At 68.2% G+C, this 17,761-nt stretch carries 18 protein-coding genes; 8 read left to right on the forward strand and 10 right to left on the reverse strand.

Annotated features, from left to right (window positions below; genetic code table 11):
* Positions 1 to 9: 9 nt before the first annotated feature.
* From AB4Y92_RS22135 to AB4Y92_RS22155, 5 genes are all read right to left on the reverse strand, one after another.
* The gene (locus tag AB4Y92_RS22135) at positions 10 to 957 is read right to left on the reverse strand and encodes a DegV family protein (protein WP_441821623.1); all 948 of its coding nucleotides are present in this window, start codon (positions 955 to 957) and stop codon (positions 10 to 12) included.
* A 103-nt stretch (positions 958 to 1,060) separates the two neighbouring features.
* Positions 1,061 to 1,699, reverse strand: coding sequence for a 2-hydroxychromene-2-carboxylate isomerase (locus AB4Y92_RS22140; protein WP_441821624.1), 639 nt, complete (start codon positions 1,697 to 1,699; stop codon positions 1,061 to 1,063).
* Between the two features lie 11 nt (positions 1,700 to 1,710).
* Complete coding sequence (locus AB4Y92_RS22145; RefSeq protein ID WP_441821625.1) at positions 1,711 to 2,115, reverse strand: DUF1761 domain-containing protein; 405 nt, start codon at positions 2,113 to 2,115, stop codon at positions 1,711 to 1,713.
* A 302-nt stretch (positions 2,116 to 2,417) separates the two neighbouring features.
* Complete coding sequence (locus AB4Y92_RS22150) at positions 2,418 to 3,719, reverse strand: amidohydrolase family protein (RefSeq protein WP_441821626.1); 1,302 nt, start codon at positions 3,717 to 3,719, stop codon at positions 2,418 to 2,420.
* Positions 3,716 to 5,188 carry an amidohydrolase gene (locus AB4Y92_RS22155; protein WP_441821627.1) on the reverse strand — a complete coding sequence of 491 codons (1,473 nt, stop codon included), beginning with the start codon at positions 5,186 to 5,188 and terminating at the stop codon, positions 3,716 to 3,718. The genes AB4Y92_RS22150 and AB4Y92_RS22155 overlap by 4 nt, the downstream gene beginning before the upstream one ends.
* Positions 5,189 to 5,330: 142 nt before the next feature.
* On the opposite strand from AB4Y92_RS22155, the gene AB4Y92_RS22160 reads away from it, so the two are divergent.
* The 5 genes from AB4Y92_RS22160 (at position 5,331) to AB4Y92_RS22180 (ending at position 9,702) form a co-directional block, all read left to right on the forward strand.
* Positions 5,331 to 6,107 carry an AMP nucleosidase gene (locus AB4Y92_RS22160; RefSeq protein WP_215056816.1) on the forward strand — a complete coding sequence of 259 codons (777 nt, stop codon included), beginning with the start codon at positions 5,331 to 5,333 and terminating at the stop codon, positions 6,105 to 6,107.
* Between the two features lie 33 nt (positions 6,108 to 6,140).
* Positions 6,141 to 7,034, forward strand: a complete 894-nt coding sequence (locus tag AB4Y92_RS22165; protein ID WP_441821628.1) for a hypothetical protein — start codon at positions 6,141 to 6,143, stop codon at positions 7,032 to 7,034.
* A 52-nt stretch (positions 7,035 to 7,086) separates the two neighbouring features.
* Positions 7,087 to 8,121, forward strand: coding sequence for a serine hydrolase domain-containing protein (locus tag AB4Y92_RS22170; RefSeq protein WP_441821629.1), 1,035 nt, complete (start codon positions 7,087 to 7,089; stop codon positions 8,119 to 8,121).
* A gap of 182 nt (positions 8,122 to 8,303) precedes the next feature.
* The gene (locus AB4Y92_RS22175) at positions 8,304 to 8,873 is read left to right on the forward strand and encodes a lysozyme inhibitor LprI family protein (protein WP_441821630.1); all 570 of its coding nucleotides are present in this window, start codon (positions 8,304 to 8,306) and stop codon (positions 8,871 to 8,873) included.
* Positions 8,874 to 9,144: 271 nt separating this feature from the next.
* Complete coding sequence (locus tag AB4Y92_RS22180) at positions 9,145 to 9,702, forward strand: DUF924 family protein (protein ID WP_441821631.1); 558 nt, start codon at positions 9,145 to 9,147, stop codon at positions 9,700 to 9,702.
* A 134-nt stretch (positions 9,703 to 9,836) separates the two neighbouring features.
* Here AB4Y92_RS22180 and grxD read toward each other — a convergent pair whose 3' ends face one another.
* Entirely contained in the window at positions 9,837 to 10,763 is a 927-nt protein-coding gene (gene grxD, locus AB4Y92_RS22185) for a Grx4 family monothiol glutaredoxin (protein WP_441821632.1), read from the reverse strand.
* 128 nt (positions 10,764 to 10,891) lie between these two features.
* Between grxD and AB4Y92_RS22190 the strand changes: the two genes are divergently transcribed.
* Positions 10,892 to 11,668, forward strand: coding sequence for a polysaccharide deacetylase family protein (locus AB4Y92_RS22190; protein ID WP_441821665.1), 777 nt, complete (start codon positions 10,892 to 10,894; stop codon positions 11,666 to 11,668).
* A gap of 19 nt (positions 11,669 to 11,687) precedes the next feature.
* Here AB4Y92_RS22190 and AB4Y92_RS22195 read toward each other — a convergent pair whose 3' ends face one another.
* From AB4Y92_RS22195 to AB4Y92_RS22205, 3 genes are read right to left on the reverse strand one after another with little or no spacing between them, the layout of a single operon-like run.
* On the reverse strand, positions 11,688 to 12,386 hold the full coding sequence (locus AB4Y92_RS22195; RefSeq protein ID WP_441821633.1) for a methyltransferase domain-containing protein: 699 nt from the start codon (positions 12,384 to 12,386) through the stop codon (positions 11,688 to 11,690).
* Positions 12,383 to 13,006 (reverse strand): SGNH/GDSL hydrolase family protein, encoded by a 624-nt coding sequence (locus AB4Y92_RS22200; protein ID WP_441821634.1) that lies wholly within the window; start codon positions 13,004 to 13,006, stop codon positions 12,383 to 12,385. Before AB4Y92_RS22200 ends, AB4Y92_RS22195 begins: the two co-directional genes overlap by 4 nt.
* Before the next feature lie 7 nt (positions 13,007 to 13,013).
* Positions 13,014 to 14,264 carry an aminotransferase class I/II-fold pyridoxal phosphate-dependent enzyme gene (locus AB4Y92_RS22205; RefSeq protein ID WP_441821635.1) on the reverse strand — a complete coding sequence of 417 codons (1,251 nt, stop codon included), beginning with the start codon at positions 14,262 to 14,264 and terminating at the stop codon, positions 13,014 to 13,016.
* 280 nt (positions 14,265 to 14,544) lie between these two features.
* On the opposite strand from AB4Y92_RS22205, the gene rsgA reads away from it, so the two are divergent.
* Both rsgA and AB4Y92_RS22215 read left to right on the forward strand, forming a co-directional pair.
* Positions 14,545 to 15,681 (forward strand): ribosome small subunit-dependent GTPase A, encoded by a 1,137-nt coding sequence (gene rsgA / locus AB4Y92_RS22210; RefSeq protein ID WP_441821636.1) that lies wholly within the window; start codon positions 14,545 to 14,547, stop codon positions 15,679 to 15,681.
* Positions 15,682 to 16,152: 471 nt separating this feature from the next.
* Entirely contained in the window at positions 16,153 to 17,427 is a 1,275-nt protein-coding gene (locus tag AB4Y92_RS22215; RefSeq protein WP_441821637.1) for a flavohemoglobin expression-modulating QEGLA motif protein, read from the forward strand.
* Here the strand turns inward: AB4Y92_RS22215 and AB4Y92_RS22220 are convergent.
* Entirely contained in the window at positions 17,424 to 17,744 is a 321-nt protein-coding gene (locus tag AB4Y92_RS22220; protein WP_441821638.1) for a hypothetical protein, read from the reverse strand. The genes AB4Y92_RS22215 and AB4Y92_RS22220 overlap by 4 nt on opposite strands.
* Positions 17,745 to 17,761 lie beyond the last annotated feature (17 nt).

Genomic DNA, 17,761 nt, shown 5'->3' on the forward strand with positions numbered 1-17,761 from the left:
AATCCCCACTCAACCCTCGAAATCCGCCTTCTCCGCCGCAAACCCCAACGCCAGCGCGCCCTTGCCGACATTGACCATGCCGGTAAGACTCATGACGCTGTCATACAACTCCACGTTGTTATCGCGGCAAGCCACGCGCAGGGTTTCATAGCCGGGCAAGCTGCGCAGTTCCGACAACTCGCCGCCGTAGCTCAAACAGACGGTGGGCGTCATCAGACCGTTGCCGGCCACCTTGCGCGCGGCGAACTCCATCAGCTTCTGTACCGCGTTCTCGTAGCCCTTGATCTTCGCCACCGGCCCGGTTTCGCCGCGGTTGCAGTGCAGGATCGGCTTGATGTCCAGCGCCGTGCCCAAGGTCGCGCTGAGGAAACTCACGCTGCGGTCGCCGCGATGGCGGGTGCGCGCGCGCAGGTAGTTGAGGTCGCGCGGGATCAGATAACCGTGCGTGTGCAGCACCAGATGCTCCAGGCGCGCGCGGATCTTCGGCGGGCCTTCGCCGGCGCTGCGCAGGCGCACCGCTTCGACCGCGGTGATGCCCTGCGCCGCGAACAGGTTCAGCGTGTCGATCACCCGCAACGAGAACGGCGTGTTGATGCCGGCGGCGCTGCGCACCGGGCGGTAGTCGTTGAGGATCGCGAAGCTGGCCTGATTGGCGTTCTCGAACACCGGACTGCGGGTCTTGGTGATCGTCATGCAGAACACGTAGTCGTAATCGATCGCCAGTTGGCTGACGAACAGATCGCGTACCTGCTGCACGGTGAACGGCGTGGTCTCGGCCTCGAAGCCGCGATCGGCCAGATGCGCGTGCAGGAACTGCAGCGTGGCTTGTTCGTTGCGGTGATCGGCGAGCACGGCCTGACCGATGCGCACGGTGATGGGCAACAGATGGATATCGTTCTGTTGCAGGTAGTCCAACGGCAGATCGCAAGCGGAGTCGACGACGATTCCAATGCGCATGGGTCCCCCCCGGGTCTTGGCGCGTGGTTATCGAATGTTTCCGCAGCATACCGTTTCGCGACGTGTGTCACGCAAGAATGCGCTTACCCGGCGCCGGCCTCGTTCAGGCCCGGCGTTGCACTCCTACCGGCAGCTGCTTGAGCCGTTGCATTTCGGGATCTTCAAGCCAATCGGGGTGTTGCAGTGCGTCAAGGGCGAAATCGTGTGCGTCGTTGCCCCAGAACAACTCATTACCAATACTCAACGTAGGCACGCCGAAGACACCGGCCAACAGAGCCGATTCGGTGTTCGCGCGCAGGGCCGATTTGGTCTGATCGCTGCCGATCGCGCCGATGTCCACGCCCAGCGCGGCGACGACCGGGCTCAGGGCCTCGATGCTGTCGCCGGCCTGTCCTTGAGTCCAGATCCAATCGAAGATCGCATCCACCGCCTCGGGCGTGTTGCCGGCGGCCACGCACAGGCGCAGCGCGGCCAGCGGATTGAACGGATGCGCCGGCGGAAAGCGTAGCTCGGCGCCTTCGCGGCGCGCCTGCCACAGCACGTGGCGATAGGTGAATTCGCGCTTGCCGGGAATTTCCGCCGGGCCCTTGTTGCCGTGCGCGGCCAGGATCGCGCCGAACGCCACCGGCACCAGCGCGATCGACCGCTCGCGCGCGATCGAGCGCAGCTTGCGCCATTGCAGATACGAAAACGGCGAGATGAAATCGAAGTACCAGCGCAATGCCGGTTGCGGGTCGCTCATCGCCTGACTCCTTATTTCCACGCGCCGATGATCACGCCGTAGAGAATGAATTGGATGATGTGATAACCGCTGTCGATCATCCACAGCTTCAGGCTGCGCTGGGCGAAGGCGTAGTTGATGCCGAAGCTCATCGAGACGAAGAACAGGCCGACCACGAAGCCCACGCCGAAGCCGTCCGCGGCGCTGGCCTGCGGCGGCATCAGCACGGCGAAGATGGTCGCGGCGAGGAAGGCGCAGACGATGGCGATGGCGAAGGTCAGGCCCGGATGGTCGGGCTTGGCGTCCGGGTCCATGCCGGCTTCGCGGCACCAGGCTTTCTTGAACAAGGGCCCGTACCACAGGCCGCCGAGCACGAAGGCCGAAGCGGTGGCGGCGATGATCGCCAGCCAGTTGACGTGTGCGATGGGCAGGGTCATGAGGGCATTCCGGAAGCGGTCGGGCGGCGATGGCGGCAAGCATACGCTGTGGGGTGGTGAGGGAAGGTCAAGCGCGGCGAGGCGGCGGTAGCCACAGCCGCAGCCGTTGCCGCAGCTGTTGCCGTTGCTGTTCCCCCCTTTGAAAAAGGGGGGCAGGGGGGATTTAGCTTTTCGCCTTATCGCGGTGGAGCCAAATCAAAAGCAAATCCCCCCTAGCCCCCCTTTTTCAAAGGGGGGAATCGGTAGGTGGGATCAAAGGGGGGCGGTAGGCGGGATGCGCTATCGGATCGGACGTTGCCGGATCAACGCCCCGCCGGCGTCGGATACGCGCGCGGCAAGCCGTTGTCCGGATGCAGGTAACGATCGCGCAACTCGGTCTGGCGGCTGCGCATCGAAATCGCACGGCCGTCCATCCACACCTGCAAGGCCACGCTGCTGACATCGAGCGGGTCGCCGCTCCACAGCACCAGATCGGCGCGCTTGCCCGGCGCGATCGAACCGACTTCGCCGGCCACGCCGAAGGTTTCCGCCGGCACCCGGGTCAGCCCGGCCAGGCCGTCGGCCCACGGCAAGCCGGCGGCGACCGCATTGCCGGCCAGCTGCCGCACCTTGCGCACGTTGTGCGAGGCGCCGCCTTCGCTGAAACCGACCGCGACCCCGGCCGCGCGCAGACGCGCCGCGTTTTCCATGCTGGCGCCGACCTGATCGAAATCGCTCGGCAGGTTGGACAGTGGGTTGACGAACACCGGCACCTTCGCCGCCGCCAATTGCGGCGCCAGGCGCCAGGCCTCGCCGCCGCCGGCAATGGCGATGCGCAGCTGATGTCTGGCCGACCAGCGCAGCAACTGGCGGATGTCGGCGGCGCGATCCACGCCGAACACGATCCGCCCGCCGCCGCCGAAATACTTCTGCAGCGCGCTGCGTCCGGCCGGCGTCAGCAGCGCGGCGTGATTGTCCGGGCCGATGCGCCCGTGCAATTCGTCGACCAGTTGATCCAGGATCATCCACTGCGCCGCGCGCGAACTGCCGCTCAGCCCCAGGCTGTCCTTGCCCAGGCGCACGAACAGCACGCGCGGGCCGATCGGGTCGGGGCCGCCGTCCAGGCGTTCGATCCCGCCCTGGCCGGCGACGATCGAGCCGCCGCTGGCGGTGCCGGCGCCGAGCAGGGTCCAGCCGATGCCTTCGATGCGGGTGACCGGAATCACCACCGAATCCGGGTTGTAGGCCAGGGTGACGTCGAACTCCGGCCGCACCGTCATTTCCTTGGTGTCGGCGCCGAGCGCGAGGGTTTCATCGACCGTCGCCTTTTCGCCGGACACTTCCTCCAGGCCGATTTCGCTGATGCCGCCGAACAGGGTCGGCGTGACCGGCCGGCCCTCGGCTTCGATCACCTGCGCGCCGGCCGGCGCGCTGAGGCCCTTGCCGACCGCGCGCACCACGCCGCCGGAGACCAACACGTCGGCATGTTCCAGCGAACCTTGCGCCGTGGCGGTGTGGACGGTGGCGTTGCGGATCAGCACGTTCTGCGCGGATGCGGCGAAACTGACGCACGCCAGCAGGGCGGCGAACAGCGGCGCATGCCGCAGTACGGACACGCGGCTCATTGCACACCTCCGGTTTGCGTCGCCGTCTGCGCGGCCGGTTGCCCGAGCATGAAATCGGACTTGGGCTGGCGCGACGGATCGGCGCGGTCGTAAACGCGCGCGCCGTCGATGTAGACCTGCTCGGCCTTGGCGTAGACGCTGAAGGGATTGCCGTTCCACACCACCACATCGCCCATCTTGCCCGGCTCCAGGGTGCCGGTGCGCTCGACGATGCCCAGCGCCTTGGCCGGGTTCTGGGTGAGCCAGCGGATCGCCCGCTCCGGCGCGATGTCGATGCCGGCCAGGCGCGCGTGCGCCATCACCTTGGCCGCTTCCTGGTTGAGCCGCTGGATGCCTTCCTCGGAATCGGAATGCACGATCGCGCAGCTGTTGGCCGGGCGATCGACGATGGCGAGGTTTTCCTGGATGCCGTCGAAGGCTTCCATCTTGAAGCCCCACCAGTCGGCCCACAACGCGCCGCAGACGTTTTCCTGCGCCAGCCGGTCGGCGATCTTGTACGCCTCCACGCCGTGGTGGAAGGCGGCGATCTTGAAGCCGAACTCCTTCGCCAGATCGAGCATGGTGGTCATCTCGTCGGCGCGGTAGCAGTGGATGTGGACCAGGATGTCGCCCTTGATCGCACCGGCCAGGGTGTCGAGCTTGAGATCGCGCTTGCCGCCGGTATCTTTCTCGCTGTCGGCGTTGTTGGACGCAGGGGTGGAACTCTGCCACCAGCGCTTCTTCGCCGGCGCGGCGGCCTTGGGCGAGGTCTTGCGCAGGTATTCGCTGGCGTCGATGAAGGCCGCGCGGTAACCGGCGACGTTGCCCATGCGTGTGCCCGGCGAGACGTTGCGGCTGCCGTAGACGCGCTTGGGGTTCTCGCCGCAGGCCATCTTCAGGCCCCACGGCGCGCCGGGGAATTTCATCGCCTGGTAGGAGGTGGCGGGCACGTTCTTGAGAGTGACGCCGCGGCCGCCGATCAGGTTGCCCGAGCCGGGCAGGATCTGCAGCGAGGTGATGCCGCCGGCCAGCGCGGTTTCGAAGCCTGGGTCCTGCGGCCAGATCGAGTGCTCGGCCCAGACGTTGGGCGTGACCGGGCTGGTCATCTCGTTGCCGTCGGCGTGGGCGCTGACGCCGGGGCTGGGGTACACGCCCAGGTGCGAGTGGACGTCGATGATCCCCGGCGTGACCCACTTGCCGGTCGCATCCACGCGCGCCGCGTCGGCCGGCGCGTCCAGGGCGCTGCCGACCGCGACGATCTTGCCGCCCTGCAGCAGCACATCGGCGTTGTCCAGGCGCTGGCCGGTGCCGGTCAGGACCGTGGCGTGCTGCAGCAGCACCGGGCCCGAGCCGAGCGCCTTGTAGGTGCTGGGATAGGGGTCCTGGGTGTAACGGGAGGTCGAAGCGGGCGCGGCGGGCGCGGCCGTGGCCGCCTGCGCGGCGCTGGCGAGCAACGCCAGGCCGCAGCCGGCCAGGAACGGTCGAAGCATGATTTCCCCCGGGGAAAGCGGAGCCAGGTGTCGAGCGGCGGGTAACCATGGAACCGTAACGGCCGCTTTGTGCGCTGCCAACCCTGACTATCGTCATGGGCGGTGCCACAATGGCCGTACAACAACAAGAAAAGGCCAAGGCATGAAAGACAAAGAACAGATCGTCGAAAACTGGCTGCCGCGTTACACCGGCGTGCCCCTGGACCAGTTCGGCCAGCACATCCTGCTGACCAACTTCGGCGGTTACCTGCACACCTTCGCCCGCCTGACCGGCGCGGAGATCGTCGGCATGGACCGGCCGATGCCCAGCGCGACCGCCGACGGCATCACCATGATCAACTTCGGCATGGGCAGCCCGAACGCGGCGACCATGATGGACCTGCTCTCGGCGATCATGCCGCAGGCGGTGTTGTTCCTGGGCAAGTGCGGCGGCCTCAAGCGCAAGAACGAGCTCGGCGACCTGGTCCTGCCGATCGCGGCGATCCGCGGCGAAGGCACCTCCAACGACTACCTGCTGCCCGAAGTGCCGGCATTGCCGGCGTTCGCCTTGCAGCGCGCGGTCTCGACCATGATCCGCGACCTCGGCCACGACTACTGGACCGGCACCGTCTACACCACCAACCGCCGGGTCTGGGAGCACGACGAAGCCTTCAAGGAGCGTCTGCGCGCGATGCGCTGCATGGCCATCGACATGGAAACCGCGACCGTGTTCGCCGCCGGCTTCGCCAACCGCATTCCCTGCGGCGCGCTGTTGCTGGTCTCGGACCAACCGATGATTCCCGAGGGCGTGAAGACCGAGGCTTCCGACGCCAAGGTCAGCGCGAGCTTCGTCGATACCCACATCGGGGTTGGCATCGAAGCGCTGAAGCTGATCCGGCGGCATGGCAAGTCGGTGCGGCATTTGCGCTTCGACGAGTAAGATCCGCCATCCATCAGGCCCCGGGGAGGGCTCATGCGCAGCATCGTCATCAACGCATCGCTGACGGTGCTGCTGGCGCTGGGAGCCGCTGGGGGCGCCGTGGCGCAACCGCCGGCGCCGGCCGCGGCGCCGATTCTGGACGAGGTCCGGTCCAGGCCGCGCCTGGGCGTGTACTACTTCGATCCGGCCAACAACAATTCCGAGGAATGGGGCGCGTTGGCCGGCCTGGTCGGCTGGGGCATCAATCGGTTCATCAACGCCACGCCCGCGCTCAAGCGGGCCAGCGTCGCCGAGCGCGACCGCATCGCCGTGAAGGTGGACGTGCCCGCCGAGCGCGCCGCGCTGCTGGGCGCGTTGCGCGCCGATGCGGCGCCGGCTTTGCTGGTGCTTCGCTACGGCATGAGCCAGGACATGTCGGCGTTGATGGTGCTGGCCGAGCTGCGCTCGCCCGACGCGCCGCACGAAAAACCCGTGCGGTTGGCGTATCAGTCGCCGGTGCACGAGTTGCAGGCCAAGACCGCGCAGCAGATCCAGGCCGACGTCGCCGACGTGGAGCGGCGCAAGCCGGAGCTGAGCGCGCGTGAGTACCGCAAGGCGCTGGAACAGGCGAATTCGCCGCAGCGCGACTGGCCGGCGATCTATCGCGCCCACGCCCAGCATTGGCTCGACGACGATGCCGCGGCGCTGCGCCTGGCGTTGGCACAGGCGCGCGAACGCATGGAAGCGATGATCGAATTCGCGCGCGCCAACGATTCGACCCTGTCCGCCACCGGCCTGTTGCCCAAGGTCGGCGAAACGCTCTCGCGCGACGGCGAACTGCGCAGCAAGGTCGAGGCGGCCGACCTCATCGTCGCCAAGCGCTCCGACGATCCGGAGTACTACCTGGGCTGGACGACGTTCCTCGCCGACGACAGCGCCGCGCGGTGAATCGCGTGCGCCTTGGCTGGATCGCATCGCTGCAACTTAAGGAAGCCGTCGCATGATCGCGCCTCGACGAAGCCCATGGTGGTTGCTCGCGCTGCTGTGCTGCGTGTTTCCGGTCGCGGCGGCCGACCCCGCCGTCGAACGTGTCCTCGCCCGCTGGGACGGCGATACCCGCGTCGATCTCAAGGCCGTGGTCGTGCTGCGCGACGGCGAACTCATCGCCGAGCGCTACTACAACGGCGACGACGCGCGCAGCCTGCACGACATGCGTTCGGCCGGGAAAAGCGTGACCGCGCTGCTGGCCGGGATCGCGCTCGATCAAGGCCGGATCGCCTCGCTGGACGATCCGATCGAACGCTATCTGCCCGCCGCGCGCGGCAAGCCGGTGGCGGGCACCTCGGTACGCGATCTGCTGACGATGCGCTCGGGACTGGATGCCGACGACACGCAGGAAGGCTCGCCCGGCAACGAAGACCGTCTCGATGAGGCCGTCGATCCAGCCGCGTTCGCACTCGGCATACCGCGCCGCGAGGCCGCCGGGACGCGCTATCAGTACAACTCGCTGACCGCGTATCTGGCCGGATGGGTGGTCGCGGCGGCGGTCGCGCAACCGCTCGACGAATTCGCGCGCGCGAATCTGTTTCAACCGTTGGGCATCGAACATTGGCAGTGGCAGCGCGATGCCTCCGGCCATGCCAAGGGCCAGGGCAACCTGTCGCTGAGCGCGCGCGACATGGCCGCCATCGGCGAGTTAGTGCTCGACGGCGGCGAGCACGCCGGACGCCGGCTGATCTCGCGCAAGACCCTGGACGACATCCTGACCCCGCGCATCGCCATCGCCGCGGTCGATCCTTTCGCGGATCACTACGGCTACTTCTGGTATCTGCGGACCCAGCGCATCGCCGGCCGCGACGTGCCGGTCGCGTTCGCTTCCGGTAACGGCGGCAACAAGATCTACGTGGTGCCGTCGCTGCGCGCGGTGATCGCGATCACTTCCTCCGCCTACGGCCGCGGTTATGGGCAGCGGCGCTCGCAGGACATCCTGCGCGCGGTGCTCGCGGCGATGGGGCCGGCTGTGGCGACGGACTGAGCGGTTCGTCGCGTCGCACGATCTGTGGGCTGCTGTAAGCGCCCCGGGAAGGCTGAACGGTTTACCCCGCGCCGAGCAAAAACCCACTGGATTTATAGGGGTTTTGCGACGCCCGACACGCGACATCCGAAGGCCTGAGACCTGCGCGGACGACACTGTGCTCCACGACCGGAGGACAGGTCATGGAACAGCTCATCTTCACCGTCATCGGCGCCCTGCTTACCTGGGCGTTCTACTTCATCCAGCGAATCGCCGAGCGTCGCGGCACTGTCGATGCGATCGAGCGCGGCAAGCAGTTGCTCGCGTTGAAGCAGGAGCTCGACGGCGCGCACACCAGCGTCGAGGAACTGCGCCGTTTCGAAAACAAGCTGATCGGCAAGGCCGAAACCGCCGCGCGCATCGCCGACAATTATTTCGGCAAGGCCGAGGCGATCGCGCGCGACAGCGACGACGATCGGGTCAGTCAGGCCGACATGGGCGAGCAGGCGATCGCCGAGCTCAGCCGCGAGCAGACGCGCCTGGACGGTCTGGTCGCGCACCTGCGCAAGCAGATCGATGGCGAGGATCTGGCCGCGTTCGAGCAGGCGCATCAGGCCTGGCTGGCGTTTCGCGAGCGCCATGCGCGCTTCGTTTCGCAGTCGTATTCGTCCGGGCCGATCCGGCCGCTGATCTATGCGGTGACGATGGAAAGTCTCACCGTGGCCTGGATCAATGAGTTGGAGACGCAGTTGGGCGAGGATGAGGCGGGGTGATGGGGCGAGGTTGGCTTTGGTTTGGCGTTCCCGCGAAGGCGGGGATGCAAGGCTTCATCGCGGCGTGAAAGCAAAGTCGCTGGATCCCCGCGTTCGCGGGGATGACGGGGGAATGGCGGTGCGGCGCGACATGGCGTAACGCGCGGTGTCGCTCGCACCGCATCGCGCCTTACGTTGCGTCGTCCATCGCGCCATCCACCCGGCCGCACCCACGACACACCCGCACCCGTTTTGCTACGGTTCGCTCCCTGTCCCCAAGCGCAGGTTCCGCATGTCCGTCACCGCACAAGACGTCGTCGATTTCTGGCGCAAGGCCGGTCCCGGCCGCTGGTTCGATCGCGACGACCATTTCGATCAGCAATGCCGCAGCGGCTTTCTCGATGCCCACCACGCCGCGGCGCGGCGCGAGCACGACGACTGGGTCGAGCGCGACGCCGAGTCGGCGCTGGCGCTGTTGATCCTGCTCGACCAGATTCCGCGCAACGTGTTCCGCGGCAGCGCGCATTCGTACGCGACCGATCCGCTGGCGCGGCACTACGCGCGGCGCGCGCTGGAACTCGGCCACGACCGCAGCATCGAGCCGGAACTGCGGTCGTTCTTCTATCTGCCGTTCGAACATTCCGAGGATTTGCTCGATCAACGCCGCTCGGTCGAACTGCACCGGGCGCTGCCGGCCGGTGCCGACGGCACCGACGCCGCGCAGTGGGCGATCAAGCATCTGGAAATCATCGAGCGCTTCGGCCGTTTCCCGCATCGCAACGCGGCGCTGGGTCGCGACAGCAGCGCGGAAGAACAGGCCTATCTCGACGGCGGCGGCTTCAAGGGCTGAGGCGGTTGCGGGCGCGATGCCCGCATGGGGTCACCGCTCGCGTTGCCGGCGATGACGCACGCCGATACGCCAGCGCCAAAAACGCGAAAGCCGCGACGCGAACGTCGCGGCTTTCGCAGCAACAACGAAGGCGATCAGTACTTGGCGATAGCGCCGTCCAGATCGGCCCAGGCGTCGATGCCGCCTTCGACGTTATAGACCTCGCGGTAACCCAGCTGACGGAAATGCTCGGCCGCCTGCGCGCTGCGGCCGCCGTGGTGGCACAGGAATGCCAGCGGCGTGTCCTTGGGCAGGGTTTCCAGCGCGCTGGTGCCGTGATCGAAGCTGTCGAAGGCCAGATCGACCTGAGCGATGGCGCGTTCGTCCGGCGGACGCACGTCTACCAGGCGCAGCGAACCGGCGCGCACGCGCTCGCGCGCGTCGGCCGGAACGATCGCGCGCACCGCCGGCGGCGCGTTCGGGTTGGTGATCACCAGGCCGCGGCCGCGTTCGTCGTCGGCCCAGTCGATCGACACGCCGTCGGCGCGGCGGGCGTTGATCCAGTCGGTCTGCACGCGCACGCCCTCGACTTCCACCGCGACCGCATTGGCGTCGATCGGCGCCAGCTGCAGGCGTACGTTATGGCGCGCATCGACTTCCAGCTGCACCGCGTAATCGGTGCCGGCATTGGCAACCGCGTCGCGCAGCATCTGCGCCGCGGCCGGGGTGATGCTGAGCTTGGGCGGGCTGCGATCGGGCGCCGGCAGGCCGAGCGCGCTGTGCAATTCGCCGCTGGCGGCCATCTGCTCGATGATGTCGCTGCCGCCGACCAGCTGCGCGTCGATGTACAGCTGCGGGATGGTCGGCCACTCGCCGTAGGCCTTGATGCCCTCGCGGATTTCCGGATCGGCCAGCACGTCCACATGGGCGTAGCCCTGCGGCAGCAGCGCGTTCAGCGCGCCGGAGGCCTTGGCCGAGAAGCCGCACTGCGGCGCGGTCGGGCCGCCTTTCATGAACAGCACGACGCGGTTGGACTGAAGCAGGGTTTCGATGCGCGAGCGCAGGGCGGGATCGAGGGACATGACGGTCTGGTTTGGCGGGAATGAAGCCCACATGGGGGCGGCCGGCGGGTGCCGCAAGGTAGGATGGCGCATCCGCGGTGCCAGCCGCCGTCGCGTTACCGTCTGGAGCCGTTCCCCCGCGCATGAGCATCGCCAGCATCGCTGTCCTCCATCGTCCGCCGCGCCGCCCCTGGGCCTGGCTGTGGCTGTTCGGCGCCTCGCAGTTGCTCATGCTGGCGTTGTGGTGGCGGTTCGGCTGGGCGGCCGGGCTGGCGGCGATGCTGGTCAGCCACGGCGCCATGTTCTGGGGCACCTTGTGGCCGCGCTCGCGTTTGTTCGGACCCGTGCTCGCGCGCCTGCCGACGCAGGCGCGGGCGATGTGGCTGACCATCGACGACGGCCCCTCCGACGACACCCCGGCGATGCTCGACCTGCTCGATCAGTACGGCGCCAAGGCGACGTTCTTCCTGGTCGCCGAACGCGCCGCGGCGCGGCCGCAGCTGGCGCGCGAGATCGTCCGCCGCGGCCACGGCATCGGCAATCACAGCCAGTCGCATCCGCAGGCCTGGTTCTGGGCGCTGGGACCGGGGCGGATGGCGGCGGAGATCGAACAGGCGCAGGCCGGCCTGCGCACGGTGACCGGGGTGACGCCGCGCTGGTTCCGCGCGGTGGTCGGCATGGCCAATCCGTTCGTGTCGGCGTCGTTGAAGAAACTGGCGCTGGCGCGGGTGGCGTGGAGCGCGCGCGGCTTCGACGGCGTGCGCGGCGAGCCCGACTCGGTGGTGGCGCGCATCGTCGCCGATTTCCGCCCCGGCGCGATCGTGCTGCTGCACGAGGGCGCGCCGCACGGCAACAACGTGGCGATCGTCGAAGGCGTGCTGCGGGCGATGAAGGATGCCGGCTACGTCGCGGTCGTGCCCGAGTAAGCGCTCAGCTCAGCTCAGCTCAGGCGCGAGCGACGATCAGCCAGTTGTTGAACGGCGTATTGCCGTACAGCGGCGCCACCGTGGTGCTCAGCCCGTGCCCCTGCAACTGCTCGCGCAGCGCTTGCGCTTGCGGGTAACAGCGCGGCGCCGACTGCATCCAGCCGATCATCTTGGCCAGGCGGTCGGAGATCAGGCCGACCCGGCCGCGGCCGCTGCCGTCGGCCAGGGCCGTGCGGATGACCAGGCGCGCGCCGGGCTCCAGCATCGACGCGGCGGCATCGATCAGGCCGCGTTGGGTCGGCGCGTCCAGGTATTGCAGGACATCCAGGATCGTCACGCTGCCGCGATGCGGCGGCGGGCCCTGCGCCAGATCGACCAGATCGAAGCGCGCCCGGGTCAGTTCGACCTTGCCGGCGACCTTGCGCGCGCGGCCGATCTTGGCCGCGTCGTTGTCGACGCCGCGATACGCCATCGTCTGCCCGTCCAGGCGCAGCGCGTGCACCAGCAGGCCCAGGCCGCAGCCCAGGTCCAGCACCGGCGCGCGGCTGCCGCGCAACGCTTGCAGCACGCCGGGATACAGCGGATCGCTGCCGAGCTTGGCGCGGCTGTAGTAGTAGTCCCAGCGATTGCCGAGCGGATGCGCCGGCAGGAAGGCGCGCGCGATGGCGATGGCGCGTTCGCGCGGAAACGGGCGCGTGGCGTCGATGACGGCGGTCACCGCGGCGCCGGTTCCCGCAGCAGATCGCGCGCCACCGGCAGCGCCAGCGCGGTCCACTGCGCGTACATCGCCGCCGACGGATGCAGGCCGTCTTCGGCCAGCATGATTGCTTCGCTTGCGCGCTCGCGCGACACCGGGGTGATATCGACGAAGGCCACATTCAACTGCGCGCACACTTGCGCGGCGCTGCGATTGAACACGTCCAGCTCGGCGCCGATGACCTCCGCGCCGCGCTGATCGGTGGCGCCGAACGGCGTCGCGCCCCAGTCGGGAATCGACAGCACCAGCACCCGGTCGGCGCGGCCGCGCGCGTAGCCGATCGCGCGCCGCAGCAGATCGCGGAACTCGGCCGCGTATTGCACCGCGCTGCGGCCGCGGTATTGGTTGTTGACGCCGATCAGCAGGCTGACGAAATCCCATTGGCCCAGCGGCTCGGCCAGATCCAGCGCGAGCGCCAGCTCATCGGTGGTCCAGCCGGTGGTGGCGATGATCCGCGGCGCGTCCACGGCGATGCCGTGTTCGCGCAACTGCACCGTCAATTGCACCGGCCAGCGGCCGGATTCGGGCACGGCCTCGCCGATGGTGTAGCTGTCGCCGAGCGCGAGGTAGGTCAGCGCCATCGCGGCCTCAGGCCACGGCGGCGCGCTGGCTCTGCGCGCGCGCGGCGTAGCGGTCGAGCACGCGCTCGATCCGGCCGAACACTTCGCGCACCTGCGCCGGTTCGGGCAGCAGGGTCACGCGGAAGTGGTTGCGGTACGGCACGTTGAAGCTCGAACCGGGAACCACCAGCACGTCCTCGGTTTCCAGCAGTTCCAGGGCGAACTTGTGATCGTCGAAGCCGTGCGCGGCCGCGCCGGTCACCGCCGGGAATGCGTACAGCGCGCCGGCCGGCACGACCAGTTCCAGATGCTGGCTGGCCTGCACCGATTCGATCACCGCGCGGCGCGCCTCGAACAGGCGTCCGCCCGGCTCGCACAACGGGGTGATGGTGTCGGTGCCGTTGAGCGCGGCCTCGATCGCGAACTGGCCCGGCACGTTGGCGCACAGGCGCAGCGCGCCGAGCAGGTCCATGGCGTGATGGAAATCGCCGCTGGCGACCGGGTCGCCCGACAGCACCGCCCAGCCCACGCGCCAGCCGCAGGCGCGATGGACCTTGGACAGGCCGCCGAAGCTCAGGCAGGGCAGATCGCCGGCGATCGGCGCGACCGGAGTGAACTGGGCGCCGTCGTAAAGGATGGAGTCGTAGATTTCATCGCACATCAGCAGCAGCTTGTGCTTGGCGGCGATGGCGACGATGCGTTCGATCAGCTCGCGCGGGTAGGCGGCGCCGGTCGGGTTGTTGGGGTTGATCAGCACGATGGCGCGGGTGCGGCTGGAGACCAGTTGCTCGATCTCGTCCGGGTCGGGCAGAAAGCCGTTCTCGGGCTGGCAGCGGTAATACACCGGGCGGCCGTCGTTGAGGATGGTCGCGGCCGACCACAGCGGGTAGTCGGGCGAGGGCAGCAGCACTTCGTCGCCGGGATTGAGCAGTGCGCGCAGCGACAGATCGATCAGCTCACTCACGCCGTTGCCGACGAACACGCGCTCGGGCGAGGCGTTGGGCGTGCCGCGCTTCTTGTGGAAGGCGGCGATGGCCTCGCGCGCGACCGGCAGGCCCTGCTGATGGGTGTAGGGATCGGTATCGGCGATGTGGTCGGCGATCGCGCGCTGCAGGTGTTCGGGCGCGCGGAACCCGAAGGCGCCGGGGTTGCCGATATTGAGCTTGATCTGCTTGCGTCCCTGGGCTTCCAACTCTCTGGCTCGCCGGGCCAGTTCACCGCGGATTTCGTAACGGACTTCGGACAGGCGTTCGCGGGTTTTCAAGGGCGGAAGGGACATTGGAGCGGGCAGGGTCGATGGATGGGGCTTCAGACTAGCTGAATCGGCCCGACTAAGCAGCTTGGCGGCGGCGAAAAACCCCGGTTTCGGCGGCGCCGGCCCGGGCCGGGCGCACGTTTCCCGGATTTCGCCGCGGCGGCCCGTGCCGGCGGGTATCCGGCGCGCGGCGGGCGGGACGGTCCCGATTCCGGCGTCGAATCCCGCCAGCGGCGCGCAATCGCGACGAAACCGGCGGGCAGCCTATGTAGAATCGCGCCATGCCTGAACTGCGCCCGCGCCTTTGACTCCCGAACTCGCCGCCTTGCAGGCGATCGGATGGCCGATCACGGCCGAGGAGCTTCTGCCGGCCGACCCGGTATGGCGCCAGGCCTTGGCCGATCACCCCCAGGCCCGCCCGGCGCGGGTCACCGAGCAGCATCGCAGCGGCTATGTCGTCTCCGACGGCCCCGACAGCGGCTATCGAGTGGAGTCCCTGCCCGAATGGCAGCGCGCGGCCAGCTACAAGAAAGGCGCGCTGGCGCCCGAACAGCGGCCCGGTGTGGGCGACTGGATGCTGGTCGAAGGCGATCCCGAGCGCGCCAAGGTCGTGGCGCTGCTGCCGCGCTACAGCGCGATCAAGCGCGGCGCGGCAGGCGAGCACTACAAGCAGCAGCTGATCGCGGCCAACATCGACACCGTGTTCGTGGTCTGCGGCCTGGACGCGGACTTCAATCCGCGCCGGATCGAACGCTATCTGCTGCTGGTGCGCGGCGGCGCCGAGCCGGTGATCGTGCTGACCAAGGCCGACGAAGCGACCGCCGCCAACGAGCACGCCGTCGCCGAAGCCACCGGCGCCCTGATCGAACTGGCCCAGGGCGTGGCGATCCGCGCGGTCAACGCGCGCGACCGCGAGAGCAGTGTCGCGGCGATGTCGCCGTGGCTGAAACCTGGGCGCACCGTGGTGCTGGTCGGTTCCTCCGGCGCCGGCAAGTCCACGCTGACCAACAGCCTGCTGGGCATCGAACGCATGAAGACCGGCGCGGTGCGCGAAAGCGACGCGCGCGGCCGCCACACCACCACGCATCGCGCCCTGATCCCGCTGCCGTCGGGCGCCTGCCTGATCGACACGCCGGGCATGCGCGAACTCAAGCCGACCGGCGAAGAGGACGTGGCGGAGAATTTCAGCGACATCGAAGCCCTGGCCGAGCAATGCAAGTTCCGCGATTGCTCGCACGCCAGCGAACCCGGTTGCGCGGTGCGCGAGGCGATCGAGAACGGCAAGCTCGACCCGCAGCGTTTCGCCAGCTATCTGAAGTTGAGCGGCGAAGTCTCCGGCGCGGCCAGCAAGCTCGCCAACCGGCGCGCGCAGAAGGCCGACATCAAGGCGCCCGGCAAGCCGGCCGGCAAGCGTTCGGACGACAAGCATGGGCGGCGTTGAGCGCGCTTGCGTTGTCTTGCGGGTTGCGCCGCTGGGGCGTGACGAAGAGCGAATCCCCCCTGCCCCCCTTTTTCAAAGGGGGGAGGTGATCGGAGCGGTTCGTCGGTTGCAGGTGCGTTCGCCGGGATTCGCAGTGAACGCACCACGTCCACACACCGCCGCGGCAATCGCAATCGCACCTCGCCCACACGCCGCGCCCTTTGAAACCCCCGTGCTGTTCCCCCCTTTGAAAAAGGGGGGCAGGGGGGATTCGCTCTTAGCTCCTATCGCTCCTTACCCAAACCCCAAGGCCGCCGGAGCGGTTCGTCGATTGCAGGTGCGTTCGCCGGCATTCGCAGCAATCGCAATCGCACCTCGCCCACACACCGCGCCCTTTGAAACCCCCGTGCCGTTCCCCCCTTTGAAAAAGGGGGGCAGGGGGGATTCGCTCTTAGCTCTTACCGCCCCTCACCCAACCCCCAAGGCCGCCCCATGAGCGTCCTGAGCACCGACCTGCGCCCCGACATCCAGCATCACGCCGCGCTCGACGCGCGCATGGTCCGCGCCGCGCGCGGCATCAAACTGTTGACGATGGCCAGCTGGCCGGCCGGTCTGGAAGCGCCGTTCCTTGCCGACTACGCCCGCGGCGTCGCGCGGCTGCCGGTCATCGACTACCCCAAGCACGACTTCTCCGAAGTGCGCGCCGAACTCGACGCGATCGCCGCCGAAGCCGACCGCGATCATCCGCTCGGCGAATACCTGATCGAATCCGCGCATTCCTGGGGCGTGGCCGCGCAACTGCTCGAATGCCTGGGCACCACCGCGGTCACCGACTACTCGGTGCAGTTGTTCGGCAAGCCCGACGCCGCCCTGCCCGGGCAGGGCCCGAGCACGCGCGAGGCGGCCAACCACTTCATCTCCATCGCCAACGAACTCGACCGCGAACTGATGTCGCCGGCCGAAACCGTGGAGATTTCCGCGACCGCGCTGAGCCTGCAACTGCAGCGCGATCTGGACGACTACTTCGACGCCCGCGTGATCGAAGTCGTGCTCGATCCGGAGCTGATCGCCAAGGCCGCCGCCGGTTCCACCCGCATCCGCCTGCGCAGCGGCGCGGCGTTCAGCGATTACGACCGCCACCAGCTGCTGCAGCACGAAGCCTTCGTGCATTCGCTCACCGCGCTCAACGGCCGCGAGCAACCGGTGCTGCCGAGCCTGGCCTTGTCCTCGCCGCGCAGCACCGCGACTCAGGAAGGCCTGGCGACCTTCGCCGAACAGATCACCGGCAGCATCGACATCGGCCGCATGAAACGCCTGAGCCTGCGCATCGACGCGGTCGCGATGGCGCTGGACGGCGCCGACTTCATCCAGGTGTTCCGTTATTTCATCGACGCCGGCCAATCGTCGTCCGACAGCTTCGCCTCGGCCCAGCGCGTGTTCCGCGGCGTGCCGACTCATGGCGGCGCGGCCTTCACCAAGGACACCGTGTACCTGCGCGGTCTGGTCGGCGTGCACACCTTCTTCCGCTGGGCGCTGCGCCAGCAAAAGCTGCATCTGTGCCGCTGGCTGTTCGCCGGCAAGATGACCCTGGGCGACGTGCAGCGCTTCGAACCTCTGTTCCAGGACGGCGTGCTCGCGCCGCCGCGCTGGATGCCGCCGTGGATCACCCGTGCCAACGGTCTGGCGGGAATGCTGGCGTTCTCGCTGTTCGCCAATCGGATCCGGTTGGATCAGATGGCTGAGGGCGATTTCAGCGAGATCGGCTAACTCTGCCGATACAGGACCACATCGGTTTCCACCGCCTCCACCACCATCGCGCCGCTCCACTCGCGCGCATGACCGGCCGGCGCCGCCGCGCTGGCCGCGAGCACGACGCAGCGCGAGGGATAGTGAGAAGTGGGGTGATAGGTGAATTGCACCCGGTTGCATTTCGGGCTCTTGACCGCGTCCGACGGCGTGTCCTCATCCACGACCGCGCTGTCGGCGAATACCTTGCCAGTGGCTTCTCGGCCCATGATGCCGCGGGCGATCTGCTCCAGGTCGTACCAGCCGGGAATCTCGGCGTCCTTGGGTTTCTTTGCCACGGTCGTTCTCCCGTCGC

Source organism: Lysobacter sp. TAB13 (assembly GCF_052113885.1).
In the GTDB taxonomy this organism is placed as follows: domain Bacteria; phylum Pseudomonadota; class Gammaproteobacteria; order Xanthomonadales; family Xanthomonadaceae; genus Lysobacter; species Lysobacter gummosus.

What these genes read in the sequence shown, in the direction of transcription:
- AB4Y92_RS22135 (WP_441821623.1), bottom strand. Translation starts at nt 957, where the DNA reads ATGCGCATTGGAATCGTCGTCGACTCCGCTTGCGATCTGCCGTTGGAC.
- AB4Y92_RS22140 (WP_441821624.1), bottom strand. Translation starts at nt 1,699, where the DNA reads ATGAGCGACCCGCAACCGGCATTGCGCTGGTACTTCGATTTCATCTCG.
- AB4Y92_RS22145 (WP_441821625.1), bottom strand. Translation starts at nt 2,115, where the DNA reads ATGACCCTGCCCATCGCACACGTCAACTGGCTGGCGATCATCGCCGCC.
- AB4Y92_RS22150 (WP_441821626.1), bottom strand. Translation starts at nt 3,719, where the DNA reads ATGAGCCGCGTGTCCGTACTGCGGCATGCGCCGCTGTTCGCCGCCCTG.
- AB4Y92_RS22155 (WP_441821627.1), bottom strand. Translation starts at nt 5,188, where the DNA reads ATGCTTCGACCGTTCCTGGCCGGCTGCGGCCTGGCGTTGCTCGCCAGC.
- AB4Y92_RS22160 (WP_215056816.1), top strand. Translation starts at nt 5,331, where the DNA reads ATGAAAGACAAAGAACAGATCGTCGAAAACTGGCTGCCGCGTTACACC.
- AB4Y92_RS22165 (WP_441821628.1), top strand. Translation starts at nt 6,141, where the DNA reads ATGCGCAGCATCGTCATCAACGCATCGCTGACGGTGCTGCTGGCGCTG.
- AB4Y92_RS22170 (WP_441821629.1), top strand. Translation starts at nt 7,087, where the DNA reads ATGATCGCGCCTCGACGAAGCCCATGGTGGTTGCTCGCGCTGCTGTGC.
- AB4Y92_RS22175 (WP_441821630.1), top strand. Translation starts at nt 8,304, where the DNA reads ATGGAACAGCTCATCTTCACCGTCATCGGCGCCCTGCTTACCTGGGCG.
- AB4Y92_RS22180 (WP_441821631.1), top strand. Translation starts at nt 9,145, where the DNA reads ATGTCCGTCACCGCACAAGACGTCGTCGATTTCTGGCGCAAGGCCGGT.
- grxD (WP_441821632.1), bottom strand. Translation starts at nt 10,763, where the DNA reads ATGTCCCTCGATCCCGCCCTGCGCTCGCGCATCGAAACCCTGCTTCAG.
- AB4Y92_RS22200 (WP_441821634.1), bottom strand. Translation starts at nt 13,006, where the DNA reads ATGGCGCTGACCTACCTCGCGCTCGGCGACAGCTACACCATCGGCGAG.
- AB4Y92_RS22205 (WP_441821635.1), bottom strand. Translation starts at nt 14,264, where the DNA reads ATGTCCCTTCCGCCCTTGAAAACCCGCGAACGCCTGTCCGAAGTCCGT.
- AB4Y92_RS22215 (WP_441821637.1), top strand. Translation starts at nt 16,153, where the DNA reads ATGAGCGTCCTGAGCACCGACCTGCGCCCCGACATCCAGCATCACGCC.